Source organism: Pseudomonas sp. LB3P31 (assembly GCF_054897945.1).
On record NZ_CM142710.1, the window covers coordinates 4,796,231 to 4,811,041 of the forward strand.

General features: G+C 55.6%; 15 protein-coding genes and 1 pseudogene. 7 read left to right on the top strand and 9 right to left on the bottom strand.

Features of this window, described 5'->3' with window-relative positions:
* Window positions 1-169 precede the first annotated feature (169 nt).
* Both ACYZTK_RS21855 and ACYZTK_RS21860 read left to right on the top strand, forming a co-directional pair.
* A complete protein-coding gene (locus ACYZTK_RS21855) occupies window positions 170-1,228 on the top strand; it encodes an MBL fold metallo-hydrolase (RefSeq protein WP_462011735.1) in 1,059 nt (352 codons plus the stop codon).
* Window positions 1,229-1,363: 135 nt separating this feature from the next.
* On the top strand, window positions 1,364-2,878 hold the full coding sequence (locus tag ACYZTK_RS21860) for an amidase family protein (RefSeq protein ID WP_462011736.1): 1,515 nt from the start codon (window positions 1,364-1,366) through the stop codon (window positions 2,876-2,878).
* A 25-nt stretch (window positions 2,879-2,903) separates the two neighbouring features.
* Here the strand turns inward: ACYZTK_RS21860 and ACYZTK_RS21865 are convergent, their stop codons facing one another.
* The 4 genes from ACYZTK_RS21865 to ACYZTK_RS21880 all read right to left on the bottom strand — a co-directional run bounded on the left by ACYZTK_RS21865 (window position 2,904) and on the right by ACYZTK_RS21880 (window position 4,802).
* Complete coding sequence (locus ACYZTK_RS21865; RefSeq protein WP_462011737.1) at window positions 2,904-3,224, bottom strand: helix-turn-helix domain-containing protein; 321 nt, start codon at window positions 3,222-3,224, stop codon at window positions 2,904-2,906.
* Complete coding sequence (locus tag ACYZTK_RS21870) at window positions 3,217-3,522, bottom strand: type II toxin-antitoxin system RelE/ParE family toxin (protein WP_462014948.1); 306 nt, start codon at window positions 3,520-3,522, stop codon at window positions 3,217-3,219. Before ACYZTK_RS21870 ends, ACYZTK_RS21865 begins: the two co-directional genes overlap by 8 nt.
* 101 nt (window positions 3,523-3,623) lie before the next feature.
* Window positions 3,624-3,941 (bottom strand): helix-turn-helix domain-containing protein, encoded by a 318-nt coding sequence (locus tag ACYZTK_RS21875; protein ID WP_462011738.1) that lies wholly within the window; start codon window positions 3,939-3,941, stop codon window positions 3,624-3,626.
* Between the two features lie 90 nt (window positions 3,942-4,031).
* Window positions 4,032-4,802, bottom strand: a complete 771-nt coding sequence (locus ACYZTK_RS21880) for an AraC family transcriptional regulator (RefSeq protein WP_462011739.1) — start codon at window positions 4,800-4,802, stop codon at window positions 4,032-4,034.
* Window positions 4,803-4,914: 112 nt separating this feature from the next.
* On the opposite strand from ACYZTK_RS21880, the gene ACYZTK_RS21885 reads away from it, so the two are divergent.
* Together ACYZTK_RS21885 and ACYZTK_RS21890 are read left to right on the top strand one after the other, a co-directional pair.
* The gene (locus ACYZTK_RS21885) at window positions 4,915-5,721 is read left to right on the top strand and encodes a sulfite exporter TauE/SafE family protein (protein ID WP_462011740.1); all 807 of its coding nucleotides are present in this window, start codon (window positions 4,915-4,917) and stop codon (window positions 5,719-5,721) included.
* A gap of 89 nt (window positions 5,722-5,810) precedes the next feature.
* A complete protein-coding gene (locus ACYZTK_RS21890; RefSeq protein WP_462011741.1) occupies window positions 5,811-6,503 on the top strand; it encodes a DUF6933 domain-containing protein in 693 nt (230 codons plus the stop codon).
* Here the strand turns inward: ACYZTK_RS21890 and ACYZTK_RS21895 are convergent, their stop codons facing one another.
* Window positions 6,504-7,487, bottom strand: a complete 984-nt coding sequence (locus ACYZTK_RS21895; protein WP_462011743.1) for a hypothetical protein — start codon at window positions 7,485-7,487, stop codon at window positions 6,504-6,506.
* Between the two features lie 640 nt (window positions 7,488-8,127).
* On the opposite strand from ACYZTK_RS21895, the gene ACYZTK_RS21900 reads away from it, so the two are divergent.
* The 3 genes from ACYZTK_RS21900 to ACYZTK_RS21910 are packed head-to-tail and all read left to right on the top strand — an operon-like array spanning window position 8,128 to window position 11,460.
* Window positions 8,128-8,853 carry a hypothetical protein gene (locus tag ACYZTK_RS21900; RefSeq protein ID WP_462011744.1) on the top strand — a complete coding sequence of 242 codons (726 nt, stop codon included), beginning with the start codon at window positions 8,128-8,130 and terminating at the stop codon, window positions 8,851-8,853.
* A 17-nt stretch (window positions 8,854-8,870) separates the two neighbouring features.
* Window positions 8,871-10,439, top strand: a complete 1,569-nt coding sequence (locus ACYZTK_RS21905; protein WP_462011745.1) for a fimbria/pilus outer membrane usher protein — start codon at window positions 8,871-8,873, stop codon at window positions 10,437-10,439.
* 55 nt (window positions 10,440-10,494) lie between these two features.
* Window positions 10,495-11,460, top strand: coding sequence for a fimbrial protein (locus tag ACYZTK_RS21910; protein ID WP_462011746.1), 966 nt, complete (start codon window positions 10,495-10,497; stop codon window positions 11,458-11,460).
* Window positions 11,461-11,689: 229 nt separating this feature from the next.
* Here ACYZTK_RS21910 and ACYZTK_RS21915 read toward each other — a convergent pair.
* The 4 genes and pseudogenes from ACYZTK_RS21915 to ACYZTK_RS21930 all read right to left on the bottom strand — a co-directional run.
* Window positions 11,690-11,871 (bottom strand): annotated as a pseudogene (locus ACYZTK_RS21915) (transposase domain-containing protein); the annotation flags it as partial.
* Between the two features lie 66 nt (window positions 11,872-11,937).
* Window positions 11,938-13,188 carry a ribonucleotide-diphosphate reductase subunit beta gene (locus ACYZTK_RS21920; RefSeq protein ID WP_150657174.1) on the bottom strand — a complete coding sequence of 417 codons (1,251 nt, stop codon included), beginning with the start codon at window positions 13,186-13,188 and terminating at the stop codon, window positions 11,938-11,940.
* A gap of 528 nt (window positions 13,189-13,716) precedes the next feature.
* A complete protein-coding gene (locus ACYZTK_RS21925) occupies window positions 13,717-13,992 on the bottom strand; it encodes a hypothetical protein (RefSeq protein WP_462011747.1) in 276 nt (91 codons plus the stop codon).
* Between the two features lie 188 nt (window positions 13,993-14,180).
* Window positions 14,181-14,444: a DUF2790 domain-containing protein gene (locus ACYZTK_RS21930; protein WP_462011748.1), complete on the bottom strand. Its 264-nt coding sequence runs from the start codon at window positions 14,442-14,444 to the stop codon at window positions 14,181-14,183.
* Between the last annotated feature and the right edge of the window lie 367 nt (window positions 14,445-14,811).

Sequence of the window (14,811 nt, forward strand, 5' to 3'; positions counted from 1 at the left end):
TTTACTTGTGATCCTCTTTGATGCAACCTTGAAACTACACTGTGCAGTGTAATGTTGTGTTAATGCTGTGCAGTCATAAATAGATCTCTGGCTGACGCGTGCATGCTTGGCCATCTACCGGTTCACCGAGCAACTCCGCAATCGTTTGCGGCGTTCTGGAGTTTTACTCATGGCCATTTCAACCTTTGATTCAGAAGACCCCCACGAACCTGAATCTTCCCGTCAGGTCGAAGGACACTTTCGCAACCACGCGCCCGTGCAGCGTGAAGGCTTGCGCAAGATGCTGCGCATCATGTGGAACATGATCTTTCACAAACCACGCAACACCCGTCCGGCGGCTGCCGTACCGGTGCAGCCGCTGACCCGCGAAGTGCTGATTGCTGCGCCCAATCACAGCGTCTATCGCCTTGGCCATTCCACGGTCTTGCTGAAAATGCGCGACAAATTCTGGATCACCGATCCGGTGTTCGCCGAGCGCGCGTCGCCGGTGCAATGGGCAGGGCCGAAGCGCTTTCATCAACCGCCAATCAGCCTTGAAGAATTGCCGCCGATCGAAGCGGTGATCCTGTCCCACGACCACTACGATCACCTGGATTATCAGGCCGTGCTCCAGCTCGCGAGCAAGACCAAGCATTTCCTGGCCCCACTGGGCGTCGGCGACACGTTGATCAAGTGGGGAGTGGACGCCAGCAAGGTGCGCCAACTGGACTGGTGGCAAGCTACCGAAGTGGACGGCATCCAGTTCATCGCCACGCCATCGCAACACTTTTCCGGACGCGGCCTGTTCGATGGCAACAGCACACTGTGGGCGTCGTGGGTGATGATCGACGACGACACGCGGATCTTCTTCAGCGGTGACAGTGGATACTTCGATGGCTTCAAACGCATCGGCGAACAGTATGGCCCGTTCGACCTGACGCTGATGGAAACCGGCGCCTACAACGTCGAGTGGCCGCATGTGCACATGCAACCGGAGCAAACGTTGCAGGCACACATCGACCTGAAAGGGCGATGGTTGCTGCCGATTCATAACGGCACGTTCGATCTTTCGATGCATGCCTGGTACGAACCGTTCGACCGCATCATGTCACTGGCCTGGGAGCGGAGTGTGTCGATCACCACGCCGCAAATGGGGGCAGCTTTCAATCTCAAGCATCCTTCCCGCGGCGAAGCCTGGTGGTATGAAGTCGAGCAGCCGGTGTATCAGGATCAGCAGGGCCTCAGCTGAAAGGCTACAGATTGCAGTGAGTATTCGTACGTGATTTGACGATCGGTGACGACGGCAATTTCCAGCCGCCTCGGTAGGCTGGGCAGCGAGTGATTTCAGTTACTCGCCCTCAGTCATCACAAGGATCTCTTTCACATGGATGTAAACCTCACAGGCCGCATGACGCGGCTGGCGCTCGTACTGCTTGCCATTGCCGGCACCGCTCATGCGGACTCGGTTCCCCAGTCGGGGCTGGAATACCTGAGTGTCGATGAACTCGGCAACCGCATGCAGCACGGTCAACTGGATGCCGTGACGCTGGTGCAATACCTGCAGCAGCGTATCGACGCACTGGACAAAAACGGCCCGGCGATCAATTCGATCATCGAGCTCAATCCGGACGCCCTGGCCATCGCACAATCCCTGGATCAGGAACGCAAGGAGGGCAGGATTCGCAGCCCTCTGCACGGCATCCCGGTGTTGCTCAAAGACAACATCGACACCTCCGACCTGATGCAGACCAGCGCCGGTTCATTGGCAATGGTCGGTCAGCCTGCTGCGCAGGATGCCTACATCGTGCAGCGCCTGCGGGCCGCCGGCGCAATAATTCTGGGTAAAACCAACCTCAGCGAATGGGCCAACTTTCGCGACTACGAAATCCCGGGCGGCTGGAGCGGCCGAGGCGGGCAAACGAAAAACCCCCACGTGTTAAGTGAAACGCCGTGCGGCTCAAGTTCAGGTTCCGGCGCCGCAGTCGCCGCGGGTTTTGCACCGCTGACCGTGGGCACCGAAACGTCCGGCTCGATCGTCTGCCCCGCTTCGATGAACGGGGTAGTGGGGCTCAAGCCCACTGTCGGGCTATTAAGTCGCAGCGGCATCATCGCCGTCACTCACAAACTCGACACCCCCGGGCCAATGGCACGAACCGTCCGTGACGCTGCACTGTTACTGAACGCCATGGCCGGCAGCGACACCACCGATCCGGTCAAACCTCCTAATGCACTCAAGGGCCTGGACTACACAGCTGCCCTGTTACCCGGCTCGCTGGTGGGCAAGCGCATCGGGTTCCCCGTGAAATTCGACACCAGCGGCGAGGCTTCCAGCAGCGACCCGCAGTTCTCCAAAGCCCTGGAAGTCATGCAAGCCGCTGGCGCCGTCCTGGTGCCGGTCGATCTCAAGGATCCACAATCCGCACGAGTCGACGAAGCGTTTGCCATGGGTCTCAAACATCATCTTCCTGCTTACCTGGCCACTCGAACAGAACTGGCTGTCGCGAGCCTTGAAGAACTGCTGCAATTCAACGAACGCACACCTGGCGCCGAGGGGTATGGACAATCAATCCTCAGTGAAGCTCAAGCCGTTGCCTTTGACGAAACCGCCTACAACGCGTTGTGGCAAACCATCCAACGCGAAAATGCCGCAGCTGTTGACGAGGTGCTGGCAACTCATAAATTGGACGCCGTCGTCTCGGACGTCGGCTCACCCGGCTTGAACGTCATACCCTTGGCGGGCTACCCAGCCATCATGATGCCTTCAGGCGTAGATGAGAGTGGGGTGCCGACTTCAGTGTTCTTCTACGGAGCGCGCTGGAGTGAGGCCAGTCTGCTGGCGTTGGCTTACGGGTATGAGCAGGCGTCACATGAGCGTCGTGCGCCGGGTTTCAAACCGTAGTACTGGTTGCCGAAATCTGAGCGTCTCAAGCAAATACCACTTCAATTCGGCCCTCTTTCCTTGAGCGGGGGGCTGACTTGATAACGATCTGCACATCGCGACCAAGTAGCAACAGGCAGTCCATCATCTTGGACTCGCTGATGCCACGAAACTTTCCTCGCAGCATTTCCGAAAGCTTGGGTTGTGACAGCCCTAAAATTTCGGACGCTTGAACCTGGGTCAAATGCCGAGCCTTGATGATCTCGCCAATCTTTGCCGCCAACTGCGATTTGACCTGCATCTCACTGGCGTCGGGCGCTCCGAGGTCTTCGTAAACGTTGCCGCTGCTTTTTTCGATTTCAATCATTCTTCGATCCTTTTGCGTGATCCTGCGCCGCTTGGAGTCTCGTCCTGATCAATTCGACGTCGCTCTGCGCCGTTTTAATTCCCGTTGATGACTTCTTCTGAAAACAGTGCAGGACGTAAATGGCGCTGCCAAACCGAACCGTGTAGACCGCACGATAGGTGTTTGTATGGTAGTCCTCGACCACCTCAAGAACGCCGGCACCTCCAAAGCCCTTAAGGGGTTTAGCGTCCGGATGCTTTGCGCCGCTCTGTGCTAGATCTAGTGCGTGACCGAAAACATCTTGAACATCTGCAGGCATCTGCTTCAGGTCTTTTTTGCTGTTGCCTACCCACAGGAGCGACTTCCTTGTGCTCATATAAAAATATACCTATATTGGGATACTCGTCAATCTTTGATCGATTACTCAACCATCGCATAATCCGCCCGCCCCACCGGATTAGGTGTAGATCCCCGCACATTCATCCCTCTACCCGGAGCAAACCCCGGGAAGAACGCCAGACCCTCCGACTCAAACCGATAAGCCAAGGCCAGCCGGGTGACATCCAGCACCGGCTGCTCTTCCTCGAATCGTCGAATAGCCTCCACCGAGACCCCGGATTCCCGGGACAACTCTTCAATGCTCCAATCCAGCATCGCCCGGGCCTGGGCGCAGTGGGCAGGTGTGAATTGGAAAAGGGCGATACGTTCCAGGGTGATTTTGATCGCTTGAGAGGCCATGGTGTTCTCCGGGCTCGAGAGTGCTGGTTTTGAATGTACTGTGTTTTTGTACAGTGCTTTTTAACCCGGATCAAATTCATTTTTCGATTTTTACAATTTCATCCCCTTCAGCCAGACGGACGGCGCGTGCCCCAGTACCCGACGAAACATCGTCGAGAACGCCGCGGGGCTGTCATAACCGAAATCCAGCGCGATCCGCGTTACCGGTGCACCCTCGGCCAACCGCGCCAGCGCCAACACCACGCAGGCACGCTGGCGCCACTGGCTGAAACTCAGGCCGGTCTGCTGGCGAAACAGCCGGTTGAACGAGCGCAGGCTTATATGCAACTGATCCGCCCATTGCTGCGGCGGTTGATGGGCGTCGGCACGCTGCAGAAACCCCTGGCACAACCCCAGCAGCCTGGGCTCGACCGGTAACGGAATGTGCAACGGCAGATGTGCGCAGCTGCGCAATTCATGCAACAGCAACTCGATCAACACGCCATCGCGCCCGGCCTCGTCATACTCCAGGGGAATCTCCACCGCCTCCATCAGCAAATGTCGCATCAATGGCGAAACGCTCAGCACCTGGCACCGAGAGCCCAAATCCACCGCTGCCGATTCGACATACAGGCTGCGCGTGCTCACCCCCAGCATCAACACCTCGTGGGCAATCCCCGCCGGAATCCACACCGCGCGCTGCGGCGGCACCACCCAATTGCCCTCCTGCGTACTCACCTGCATTACCCCGGTCGCGCCATACAACAGCTGTGCCCGACGGTGCGTATGAAGAGGCAGCAGATGACCGTAGGAGTAATCCGTCCCAGTCGCCACCACCACCCGTGTAGTGCCATCCAGTACATCAATCGAAACATTGCGCATCGAGCGGCTTCCAACGGTTGGCGTAAACGCAAACATTATTGGCCGACTTGCTGAAGCGCGCCAAGCTACATCGCTCTATCGTTGACCGCTCCCAACCAGCGGACGACGCACCATGTTCTATCTATTGCTGACACTGTTCGGCTGCATGACCGGCGTCACCGCCGTGCTGTTCGGCTTCGGCGGCGGCTTCGTGGTGGTGCCATTGCTCTACCGCTTGCTCATGGCCAGCCACGGCGCCGACGACCCCATTGGCCAATCAGCAATGCATATTGCCGTCGCCACCTCGACCTGCGTAATGATCGTCAACGCCCTGGTAGCCACCGCCAAACACCGCCACGCCGGTAATCTTATTCGTCACTATTTGTGGCCGCTGGGCGGGTTCATCGCGCTGGGAGCGGTAGTCGGCGCAATCGCTGCCATATGGGTCAGCGGCGAAGTGATTCGGTATGCCTTCATCGCCTACCTGGGGGTGACCATCGTCGATTGCCTGTTCAGACGCGGATTTCTTACCCACACCGAGAACAAAATCCCACGGCGATTGGGTAGGGGAGAAGCGTCGGCAGGCGGTGTAGGAATCGGCGCCATCGCCACGTTCCTGGGCGTAGGCGGAAGCGTTATGACAGTGCCGTTGTTGCGGCGCTGCGGGTTGAGCATGAGCCAGGCAACGTCCATGGCTAACCCGTTGAGCCTGCCCGTGGCACTGGCCGGGACTGTCACTTACATGGCTATGGCGGAGCTTGATCTGGGAGCGTGGTTCGTTGGTTATGTTGATCTTCTGGCGTTTGCAGTGTTGACGATGGGGTCATTGGTGGGGATTCGATTGGCTACACCGTGGATCGGGCGAATTCCGGATCGGGTGCATGCGCGGGTTTATGTTGGGCTGCTTGTTTTATTGATGTTGGGGATGTGTGTTGGGTAGGTTGGATTCAGCCAATCGGGCTTCGATGGAAGAGATCGCCCGGCATGACCAACTGGAGTTATCATCAACTTTTTACCAGAGAGTCACGGATGCTGATCTTCAACTGCTCCGAAGCGGCCAGCAAGTTTTTCAGCCGAGTGCACAAAGGCAAAACCGTCACCCCGGTTGAAAACACTCCGCCTTCGCCTACGCCTGAAGAAGATGAAACCGGTGACTCGGTAGAGCAATGGCTGGTCCATGCGATCACTGTTCAGCGCAAGCACGTGCTGTTGGTTATCCACATCAAAACCCGGTATTGCATGATCTTCGCGGATGCGAAAAAGGCCGACGTCGAAGCGTTTATCGAGCGTTTCAGTGAGCGGTGGATCTACGGCATGATGCGTCATGCCGGGCAGCACGACGTCCTGCAATGGGTCAGCGATGAACCCATGATGGAGCGTTTTGAAGAAGCCAATCGCGAGTATCGGTTCTACAAACGGCGGCATCGCGGCGCGCAGAAGCACATCGACGAAATATCCTGGTTCTTTCAGGGTTACGCTGCAGAGTGGGGCACCTTACCGACCAATGAGTACTCGGCTGGAAGCTTTGATGTGCGGATGAACGACGTCCCAAGAAGCGACAAAAGCCGCAAGGGGTATTACTTCCCGATCGAAGAAATGATGGCGCACTGGTTACAGACGTACTGCGGGTGCGACCAGCAAACCGTTCAGGCGGCGCGCGATCGCTGCAAAGCGGTGCAGCGGGAAATCTACGAACTGGAGCGCCAGCTTCAACAAGACTGATTACTTCTCCACCAACCCCGGCGCTTCCCGAATAATGAAGTGATCCAGGTTCTCGATATTGGCACTGAACACCCCGAACGTCTGCTCGGGGTTCCTCTTGCTCGGCACCTGCTTCAACTCCGGCGTAACTCCGTAGAAAAAACAAAACAGTTCTTTATCGCTGTCGATGGCGTGCTTGATTTCCTCTAGAAACGCTTTGCGCTTGCGGTAGTTCTCGATCAACTTCTTGCTCAGATAAACGTTGATCGTATAGGGCTTCTTCTTCGCCTCATCCGCTTGCTTGAACCAGACCATCTGTTCGAAATCGATGCGAAAGCTCTGGGTGTAATCCTTGATCTCCTTGATCTTGCCCCAGTAGATCAACCCCTTGTTGTCCTGCAGATACTCGACCTTCTTGAAGAACGACCCATAAGGCGCCGTGTGCTCGCCAATCTTCAGCGGCATGCGCTTGAGCAGGTCCTTGTCCTCGAAGTTCGATACAAAACATGCCACGGGATGGGCGAAGACCGTGGTCTTGTCCGGCGCTGATTCGTTGCTGGGGTGCTCGGAATTGTCAGCCGCAGATAATGGTTTCGGAGTATCCCGCATCGCATCTGCCGCTACCGCTGTGCTCGATGGCTTACGCACGTACTTACGTCGAGTTAGCAACAACTCGGACGGGAAATGTTCCTCGCGGGTGTCATCCGTTTCCACGCCGTCCATACCTGGCGCCGGCGACCTGAGGCTGACATAAGGACAATCCGCAACATGCCGGGTGCTGGGCGTGTTCTTGAAATGCGGGGTACGAACGTAGTTGACGTTTTTGGCGTTGAACGTAGTCAACACATTCGCCGCCTCGAACGCCGAACGACAGGCGTCGTTGGGACACTGGAAGTGCTCCTTGGCGGAATCAAACTCCATGGTCTCGTCGAAATTCAAATCGCGCACGTCATAGATCGACAGCTTGTCGTTGAGGCTGAGGCAGTAGGCGAGGTCGAATTTCATGATGGGCTTGAGTCCTTCAATGGTAGGGAGTGTATTAGTAGCGGATAATGCGTCTTGTAGTGGTCTAATGAAACCGGACACCCATTTAGGCGAGAATGCTCGCCAGGACAATGGGCCGCTACTGGGCTAATCTTGGTTTTTCCAATCGTTTATCCAGCTGGCTTGGTCGATCGTATCGGACGATGCGGAGCCACTTACCCTGCCGCTACGGAAGCTCCAGCAGCAATTGAGATGGCTTACACGCTAGCTTTTACAGAGAGTCTTCGAAGCTAGGTGCAACCGCTTCAACTTTTTTGAACATGGCAATGGTGACTACATCGTTGAAGTGGACGTGCATACTCGCCCGATTAAAATCTACTCATTTATTTGTCTGACCGTTGAAGAGCAGAAGCCGAAGGGTTTTCTACGGTCGCGAGGTAAGGTGTATGTGTAGAAATTAGCGAAATTATGTCCTGAACATAAACTGGCTAATTTCGATACACATGCTGGGTGTGATGGATATTGCTTCGTCGTCACAGCCATTGACCAACTTGAGTGTTTTTTTTTGCCATGACGCAGCAGCCATCAGACATGAGATATGTCACCTGCTTTTAGGGTTTGACTGATAGTAACCACCCAGGGTGCCCCTTACTCTGGCGTCATGAAGCTGAAGCATTTTTTACAATCGACAGATTCCATTTTTTCGACGCCCAAGGCGGCGCGCAAACTGTTGCGCCTGTTCGCAAAGGTACTCGTGACCGGATTGATCGGTGTAGCAACGATCGGTCTTGGTTCGATTCTCAGCAATGAGATATCCGTCCGCCAGGGCTACATGAGCGACGCGATAGCTGATGCACGGGTTTTCTTTACCCAGCGTGAAGCGCTTCTACGCAGCCTCGACCTGTCAGCCGTGCGTGATTACAGCGACGTTGCTTCAGGGCAAGATCGTCTTTCGAGCGAGGACATGCATGTCCATTTTGGGTCCACAACCAATCGCTGGAAACTGTGGTTGCCCGAACGTATGGTCGGTCACTTGAGGGAAAGGAAGATCAATTTGTTCTATGTCGCTGAAAAGCAAGCCTCTGAGGTTGTGCGTTTGGTCGATTCGGTGACATTTGATCTCCCCGTGCCAAAGCATGTACTCCAGCGATTGCGCAGCCTAGACCAACGCAACCTGGGGCCGGAAGGGGAAATATGGATTAGCGATCAAAGCTCATCCAGCCCGCGCCTGTACCTCTTCACCGGGCTTGGTGCTCGTGAATCGCAATCTGGCTGGTTAGGTATAGAGATGGACGCCTCCGATGTCTCCAGTACCCTACATAACGACATCGCAGGGCAGTTCACGATGCTTACAGCTTCGACAGCAGTGAGCAGCGTCTGCAACTGAGTATTCCGCAGGCTTACATGCAGAATAACCCACGGGGTTATGTCAGCCCCGAACGCTGGGACAAAGGCGTCAATGCCGCTTTTGTCGACTACGGCGTCAACGGTTATCAAAGCCAGAGCAATGGCGTCACCAGCCAGAACATCTACGCCAGTTTGAACATGGGCGTGAACCTGGGCGACTGGCGATTGCGCCAGCGCTCGGCCTTGAACTGGGGCAACGAGTCTGGCAGTAGTCACCAGTCACTTAGCACCTATGCGCAGCGTGATATCGACGCCCTGCGTTCGCAGTTGACCCTGGGCGATAGCTTCACCGATAGTGAGCTGTTCGACTCCGTTGCTACCCGTGGAGCGCGGCTGGCCAGCGATGACCGTATGTTGCCCGACTCCCAACGAGGCTATGCGCCCGTGGTACGTGGCATAGCGGCAACCAACGCGCGCGTCACAATTCGCCAGAACGGCTATGTCATCCATGAGTCCACCGTGGCTCCGGGTGCGTTCGAGATCCTGGACCTCAATCCCACCAGCGACAGCGGCGACCTCAACGTAACCGTAACCGAAGCCGACGGACGAGAAAGCACCTTCAGCGTGCCGTTCTCTTCCGTCGCCCGTTCGTTACGCCCAGGGACTTCGCGTTACACCACTACCGTTGGCCAGGCCCGTGATTTGCCCTACGGATCAAAACCCACGGTCGCCCAGGCTACCTACCAGCGTGGCTTGACCAACCTGATCACTGGCTATACGGGCACGTCTGCCTCCGAAGGTTATGCTGCAGTCCTGATCGGCGGTGTACTGAATACTGAATATGGCGCTTTCGGTAGCGACATCACGGGAGCCAGAACCGAGCTGGGCGACAAGACTTTTACCGGTCAGTCGGCCCGTGTCACCTATAACAAATTGGTGCAAAGCACCGGTACCAACTTCTCGGTGGCTGCCTACCGCTATTCCACCGATGGCTACTTTGGCTTCAGCGATGCCCTCAACGGCTCGCTCAGCAAAGGCCGCGACTACCAGCAAGCCTCCGCGGGCATCAATGGTTCTGTGGTCGCCCACCCGGGTGGCGTTACCTTCGGTCAAAGCCTGGGCGACAGCATCGCCATTATCGATGCCCCCGGCGCCGCCGGTGCGCAGGTCAGCAATGCCAGCAACGTCAAGCTCGATGGTCAAGGTCAGGCCGTGGTGCCATATCTGTCCGCCTACCGGGTTAACCGGCTGGAACTGGACCCCAAAGGTCTGTCCGATGACGTTGAACTGAAAAGCACCAGTCAGGAAGTCGTGCCTCGCAGCGGCGCCGTCATGCTGGTCAAGTTCGACACTGTCAACGGCCGAGCCCTGTTGATCAAAAGCCTGCAGGCCGATGGTAGTCCCTTGCCGTTTGGTACCGCCGTATTCGACGAACAGAACCAGGAAGTCGGCACCGTCGGCCAGGGCGGCCAGATCTTCGCCCGTGTCAATGGTGACAAGGGCACCTTGCATATCACCCTGGCTGGGCAGGGTGCTAAACAGTGCTCGATCACTTACGACTTGAAGCCAAGGGGAAAAGGCCAACTATCCACAGAGCTGGAAAGGCTCAATGCACCCTGCCTGTAATTCGACTCAAACCCCTTTTCGAATGGCGTCCACTATCATGAGAAACAGTAGAAAAATGCAACAGCAAAAATACCTTCCTGCGCTGCTCCAATCGATGGCGGCGATCTGCCTGTGCACATTACTGTGTCAGCAGGCTAATGCTTCCTGTGCCAAGAATACTTATGACACAACCCACCCAACCCTAAACTTTGGGAGCATGACGATCCCCCGCGACCGAGGCACCCCGAGTGTAATCGCCACTCAGTACATCACCATTGACGAAGCAAAATGCACCGTGACTGGAGGTTCAGCAGGGTCCTTCACATATGCCATGAATGGCACAGTGTCTGCCTACCCCAACATATATCCAACCAATGTCTCTGGTGTGGGTGTGAGAGTCACGCCAGCTTACAATCAAGGCAATGAGTTGCCGGCGCCTTATGTGAGCACTCCAACGAACCTCGTCACAAACCCTTATATATTCCCGCAAAATCAGCTAAAAGTTGAGTTGATCAAAATTGGACCTATTGCATCAGGAACTGCTTTATCGGGTCAGTTTTATACCGGTATCGCATCAGCCTCCGGTTTTGGCTCAGATGCCACTTTTATCGGAGGAATATTCCAAACAGTCTCTTGCTCTACTCAAAGTTCAACGGTAATTCTGCCACCGGGTAGCCTAAACGATTTCCAAAGTAGCCAGGCTGCGCGCACAACCGGCTTCAGCATCAACATCGATTGTTTAGGTGCGAATATGGACGGCCTCAACGCAATAGACTACACGATCAATAACAGAACAGCCGTCCTGGATGCCAAAAATGGCGTGATCGCACTTAAGCCTGAATCGACCAGTTTGGGTATAGGCATTCAAATAACGGATGGTAACGGCTTGCCGATCAATTTTCAGACCGCTTACAATTTGGCTGGTTTCAGTAAACTACAAACCATGTACACAATACCCCTTAACGCATCTTACTATAAGGTAGGGGCGATAAGACCGGGCACTGTTGAATCCTTTATTGACTTCACCATAACCTATCGGTAGCAAATGTGAGTCGACTAAATAGAACTGCGTTTACGCATCAGGATATTCGTAAGAGCCTCAGGGTATAGCGCGGCGCGCATGTCAGCAATGCCAGCAACGTTCGGCTCGATGGTCAAGGTCAGGCCGTGGCGCGAACTCGGTCTGCCTACCGGGTTAACCGGCTGGAACTGGACTCCAAAGGTCTGTAAGCGCTCCATAAACCCCACCGACTTCAAGATGAGTAACGCGCCTATCTAGGCGATGCCGGCGAGCAGTTCCACGGCAACATCGCTTCGTAGTTTTCAACCGAGGTCGCCAGTGGCAACCGTTCTAATGCGTGGCGCAGCCACGCATAGGGCTCTTGGCCGTTGGCTTTGGCGTCTCGACCAAGCTGTAGAGTTGAGCACTGGCCGTCGCGCCTTTGGGTGTGTCGAACTGGTGAAAATTCAATAAAAGTGAAAAAATTCAGCGGTTATTGAAAAACTACGCAAATCGGCATCAATCCCAGCTCAACGCCCCACCAGTCTGATACTCAATAACTCTTGTCTCAAAGAAATTCTTCTCTTTCTTCAAGTCCATAATCTCGCTCATCCAAGGGAACGGATTCGTCGTCCCTGGATACTCTTCCTTCAACCCAATCTGCGAAAGACGACGGTTAGCGATGAACTTCAGGTAGTCCTCCATCATCGCGGCGTTCATCCCCAACACCCCACGAGGCATGGTGTCGCGCGCGTATTCGATCTCCAGCTGAGTGCCCTGCAGGATCATCTGCGAAGCCTCTTCCTTCATCTCGGCATCCCACAAGTGCGGGTTTTCGATTTTGATCTGGTTGATCACGTCGATGCCGAAGTTCAGGTGCATGGATTCGTCGCGCAGGATGTACTGGAACTGCTCGGCGACGCCGGTCATTTTGTTGCGGCGGCCCATGGAGAGGATCTGGGTGAAGCCGCAGTAGAAGAAGATGCCTTCCAGGACGCAGTAGTAGGCGATCAGGTTGCGCAGCAGCTCTTTGTCAGTGTCGACGGTGCCGGTTTCGAACTTCGGATCGGAGATCGAGCGGGTGTATTTGAGGCCCCAGGTGGCTTTTTTCGCGACCGATGGGATCTCGTGGTACATGTTGAAGATCTCGCCTTCATCCATGGCCAGCGATTCGATGCAGTACTGGTAGGCGTGGGTGTGGATCGCCTCTTCGAACGCCTGGCGCAGGATGTACTGGCGGCATTCCGGGTTGGTGATCAGGCGGTACACGGCCAGGACCAGGTTGTTGGCAACCAGGGAGTCGGCGGTGGAGAAGAAGCCGAGGTTGCGCATGACGATGCGGCGCTCGTCGTCGGTCAGGCCTTCCGGGTCTTTCCAGAGGGCGATGTCGGCGGTCATGTTGACTTCTTGCGGCATCCAGTGGTTTGCGCAACCGTCCAGGTACTTCTGCCAGGCCCAGTCGTACTTGAAAGGTACGAGTTGGTTGAGGTCGGCGCGGCAGTTGATCATGCGCTTTTCGTCAACGGCGACGCGGGCAGAGGCGCCTTCGAGTTCGGCGAGGCCTTCGGCGATGTCGAGGTTGTCCAGGGCGGCCTTGGCGCGAGCGATGGCGGCGGAGTCGGACGCGGTCACAGCGCGAGCTTCTTGAGCGGCAACACCACCTGCGGTGTCGAGGCGGTCCATGTTGGCTTCAGTTGCGTGGCCGGCGTTGGCGCCTTTGACCACGGTCTCGCCGCTGTCTTCTTTGTCGAATTCGTCCCAGCTCAGCATGACGTGTCGTCTCCTGCGTGAGGGCCAGATGCCCGTGTGAAAACTGAAAGGTTGGTTTTTCACACGACCGTTCTGGCCGCGGTGGATCTAAAGGAATCGTTTTTTGCAGCAGCTATACGCAGGCAATAAACACAAAATCGTACGGGTGTTCCGAAGCCTCTGATGGGCGCGGGTAGCGTGAACGGCTACCGCGTGGACTTCAGACTGGCTTTTCATCCCTGTAAGGGAATATTGCAGGCCCGTTTGAGGCCGCATTATAGGGAAAAAATCGGCGCTGTGGTGCGACGAAATAGCGCTGAGAACGGTCGGCGGGGAGGGGGATTTCGGTCGGAGCGAGGGTTTACAGGGCTTTGGCTGGATATCGCGGGTACAGAAATTTTTTGATTAATTTTTCTGGCTGATTGGTTTTGTACAAAAAACAGGCAAAAAACCGTTTTTTTACTACATGTTGTGTTTTCAGTGGGTTTTCGATGGCCCTAGACACAACTAAGCCCGACCGAAGTCGGGCGGTAAAGTCACGCTTGTGGATCAGCTGAGTCGGGCTGCACCTATGTGATCGGATCCATCGGCAGCGACTTTGGCGGCGCCGGTATGATCAAAACCGTCGGAGGCGAGTTTGCCTGCACCGACGTGGTCGGCACCATCGGCGGCGAAGGAGGCCGAGCCGGTGTGGTCGTAGCCATCGGAGGCGACTGCTGCCTCGGTGGTGAATGTTGCCGAGCCAGTGCGATCGTAGCCGTCCGCGGCGAAGGTGTTGGCGGCCAGGACGGAGAGGGTCAGGGCGAGGATCAGTTGGGTTTTCATGGTAGTGGCTCCAGGTTCGTTGGCGTTTTGTGCCTTGGGTGTGGAATTGATACTACGCCAGATAATTTGATTAAAAAGCGCAAATAAACGCTTAGAACAATCGTATAAGTCGATATATAGGGTTCGGCGCTTCAACTGCCTTCAGTAGTGGGTGGTTGGGTCGAACCGTATATAGGAAGTGCGGGCGGTTAGCCGTTGGAGCAGCCGTTACCCATGATGCTGTAGCGCAGGATGTGGCGTTGGCCCTTGGAATCGTCGTATTCCATTTTCATCGGGACTACTTCACATACATTGGGGATTTCGCTCATGGACACAACTTTGGCGATGTCCAGATGAGTGGAGTAAGTGTATTCCTCAATGATCGGTTGTTGCTGTGCGACATCAGTCGGGACCTCGTCTGCCATGGCGGTTGCGCACAGGCTGGAGAGGGCCAGAACTAATAAAGCTTTCATTTCAATTTTACCTTTTAGAGGTCGAGTGGGGTCACGCAACCTTTTTGGGGTTGCGTGTGGAGCTCTGGTATCGGTTTGGATTAACTGCCTTCGTGGGGGCTGTAACTTGGTTAATCGCGGTTGCCTTGTTGGCGAGGCGGATTTTAGGCGTGGGGGGTGGATTCATATAGGTGGGGAATTGATAAACACTTTTGACAGATTTCGTAACAATCGGTGGATGACGGGTGACCGCGTGATCGTTCGTCGCGGGCAAGCCTTGCTCCCACAGTCGCGGGCAAGCCTTGCTCCCACAGGTTGGTGTTGAGGCTGGGAGGGGTGATTTGGGATTGTCAGGGCAGTTTGTAGGGGCTTGTTACTACCATCGTCG

What these genes read in the sequence shown, in the direction of transcription:
- ACYZTK_RS21855 (WP_462011735.1), top strand. Translation starts at nt 170, where the DNA reads ATGGCCATTTCAACCTTTGATTCAGAAGACCCCCACGAACCTGAATCT.
- ACYZTK_RS21860 (WP_462011736.1), top strand. Translation starts at nt 1,364, where the DNA reads ATGGATGTAAACCTCACAGGCCGCATGACGCGGCTGGCGCTCGTACTG.
- ACYZTK_RS21865 (WP_462011737.1), bottom strand. Translation starts at nt 3,224, where the DNA reads ATGATTGAAATCGAAAAAAGCAGCGGCAACGTTTACGAAGACCTCGGA.
- ACYZTK_RS21870 (WP_462014948.1), bottom strand. Translation starts at nt 3,522, where the DNA reads ATGCCTGCAGATGTTCAAGATGTTTTCGGTCACGCACTAGATCTAGCA.
- ACYZTK_RS21875 (WP_462011738.1), bottom strand. Translation starts at nt 3,941, where the DNA reads ATGGCCTCTCAAGCGATCAAAATCACCCTGGAACGTATCGCCCTTTTC.
- ACYZTK_RS21880 (WP_462011739.1), bottom strand. Translation starts at nt 4,802, where the DNA reads ATGCGCAATGTTTCGATTGATGTACTGGATGGCACTACACGGGTGGTG.
- ACYZTK_RS21885 (WP_462011740.1), top strand. Translation starts at nt 4,915, where the DNA reads ATGTTCTATCTATTGCTGACACTGTTCGGCTGCATGACCGGCGTCACC.
- ACYZTK_RS21890 (WP_462011741.1), top strand. Translation starts at nt 5,811, where the DNA reads ATGCTGATCTTCAACTGCTCCGAAGCGGCCAGCAAGTTTTTCAGCCGA.
- ACYZTK_RS21895 (WP_462011743.1), bottom strand. Translation starts at nt 7,487, where the DNA reads ATGAAATTCGACCTCGCCTACTGCCTCAGCCTCAACGACAAGCTGTCG.
- ACYZTK_RS21900 (WP_462011744.1), top strand. Translation starts at nt 8,128, where the DNA reads ATGAAGCTGAAGCATTTTTTACAATCGACAGATTCCATTTTTTCGACG.
- ACYZTK_RS21905 (WP_462011745.1), top strand. Translation starts at nt 8,871, where the DNA reads ATGCAGAATAACCCACGGGGTTATGTCAGCCCCGAACGCTGGGACAAA.
- ACYZTK_RS21910 (WP_462011746.1), top strand. Translation starts at nt 10,495, where the DNA reads ATGCAACAGCAAAAATACCTTCCTGCGCTGCTCCAATCGATGGCGGCG.
- ACYZTK_RS21920 (WP_150657174.1), bottom strand. Translation starts at nt 13,188, where the DNA reads ATGCTGAGCTGGGACGAATTCGACAAAGAAGACAGCGGCGAGACCGTG.
- ACYZTK_RS21925 (WP_462011747.1), bottom strand. Translation starts at nt 13,992, where the DNA reads ATGAAAACCCAACTGATCCTCGCCCTGACCCTCTCCGTCCTGGCCGCC.
- ACYZTK_RS21930 (WP_462011748.1), bottom strand. Translation starts at nt 14,444, where the DNA reads ATGAAAGCTTTATTAGTTCTGGCCCTCTCCAGCCTGTGCGCAACCGCC.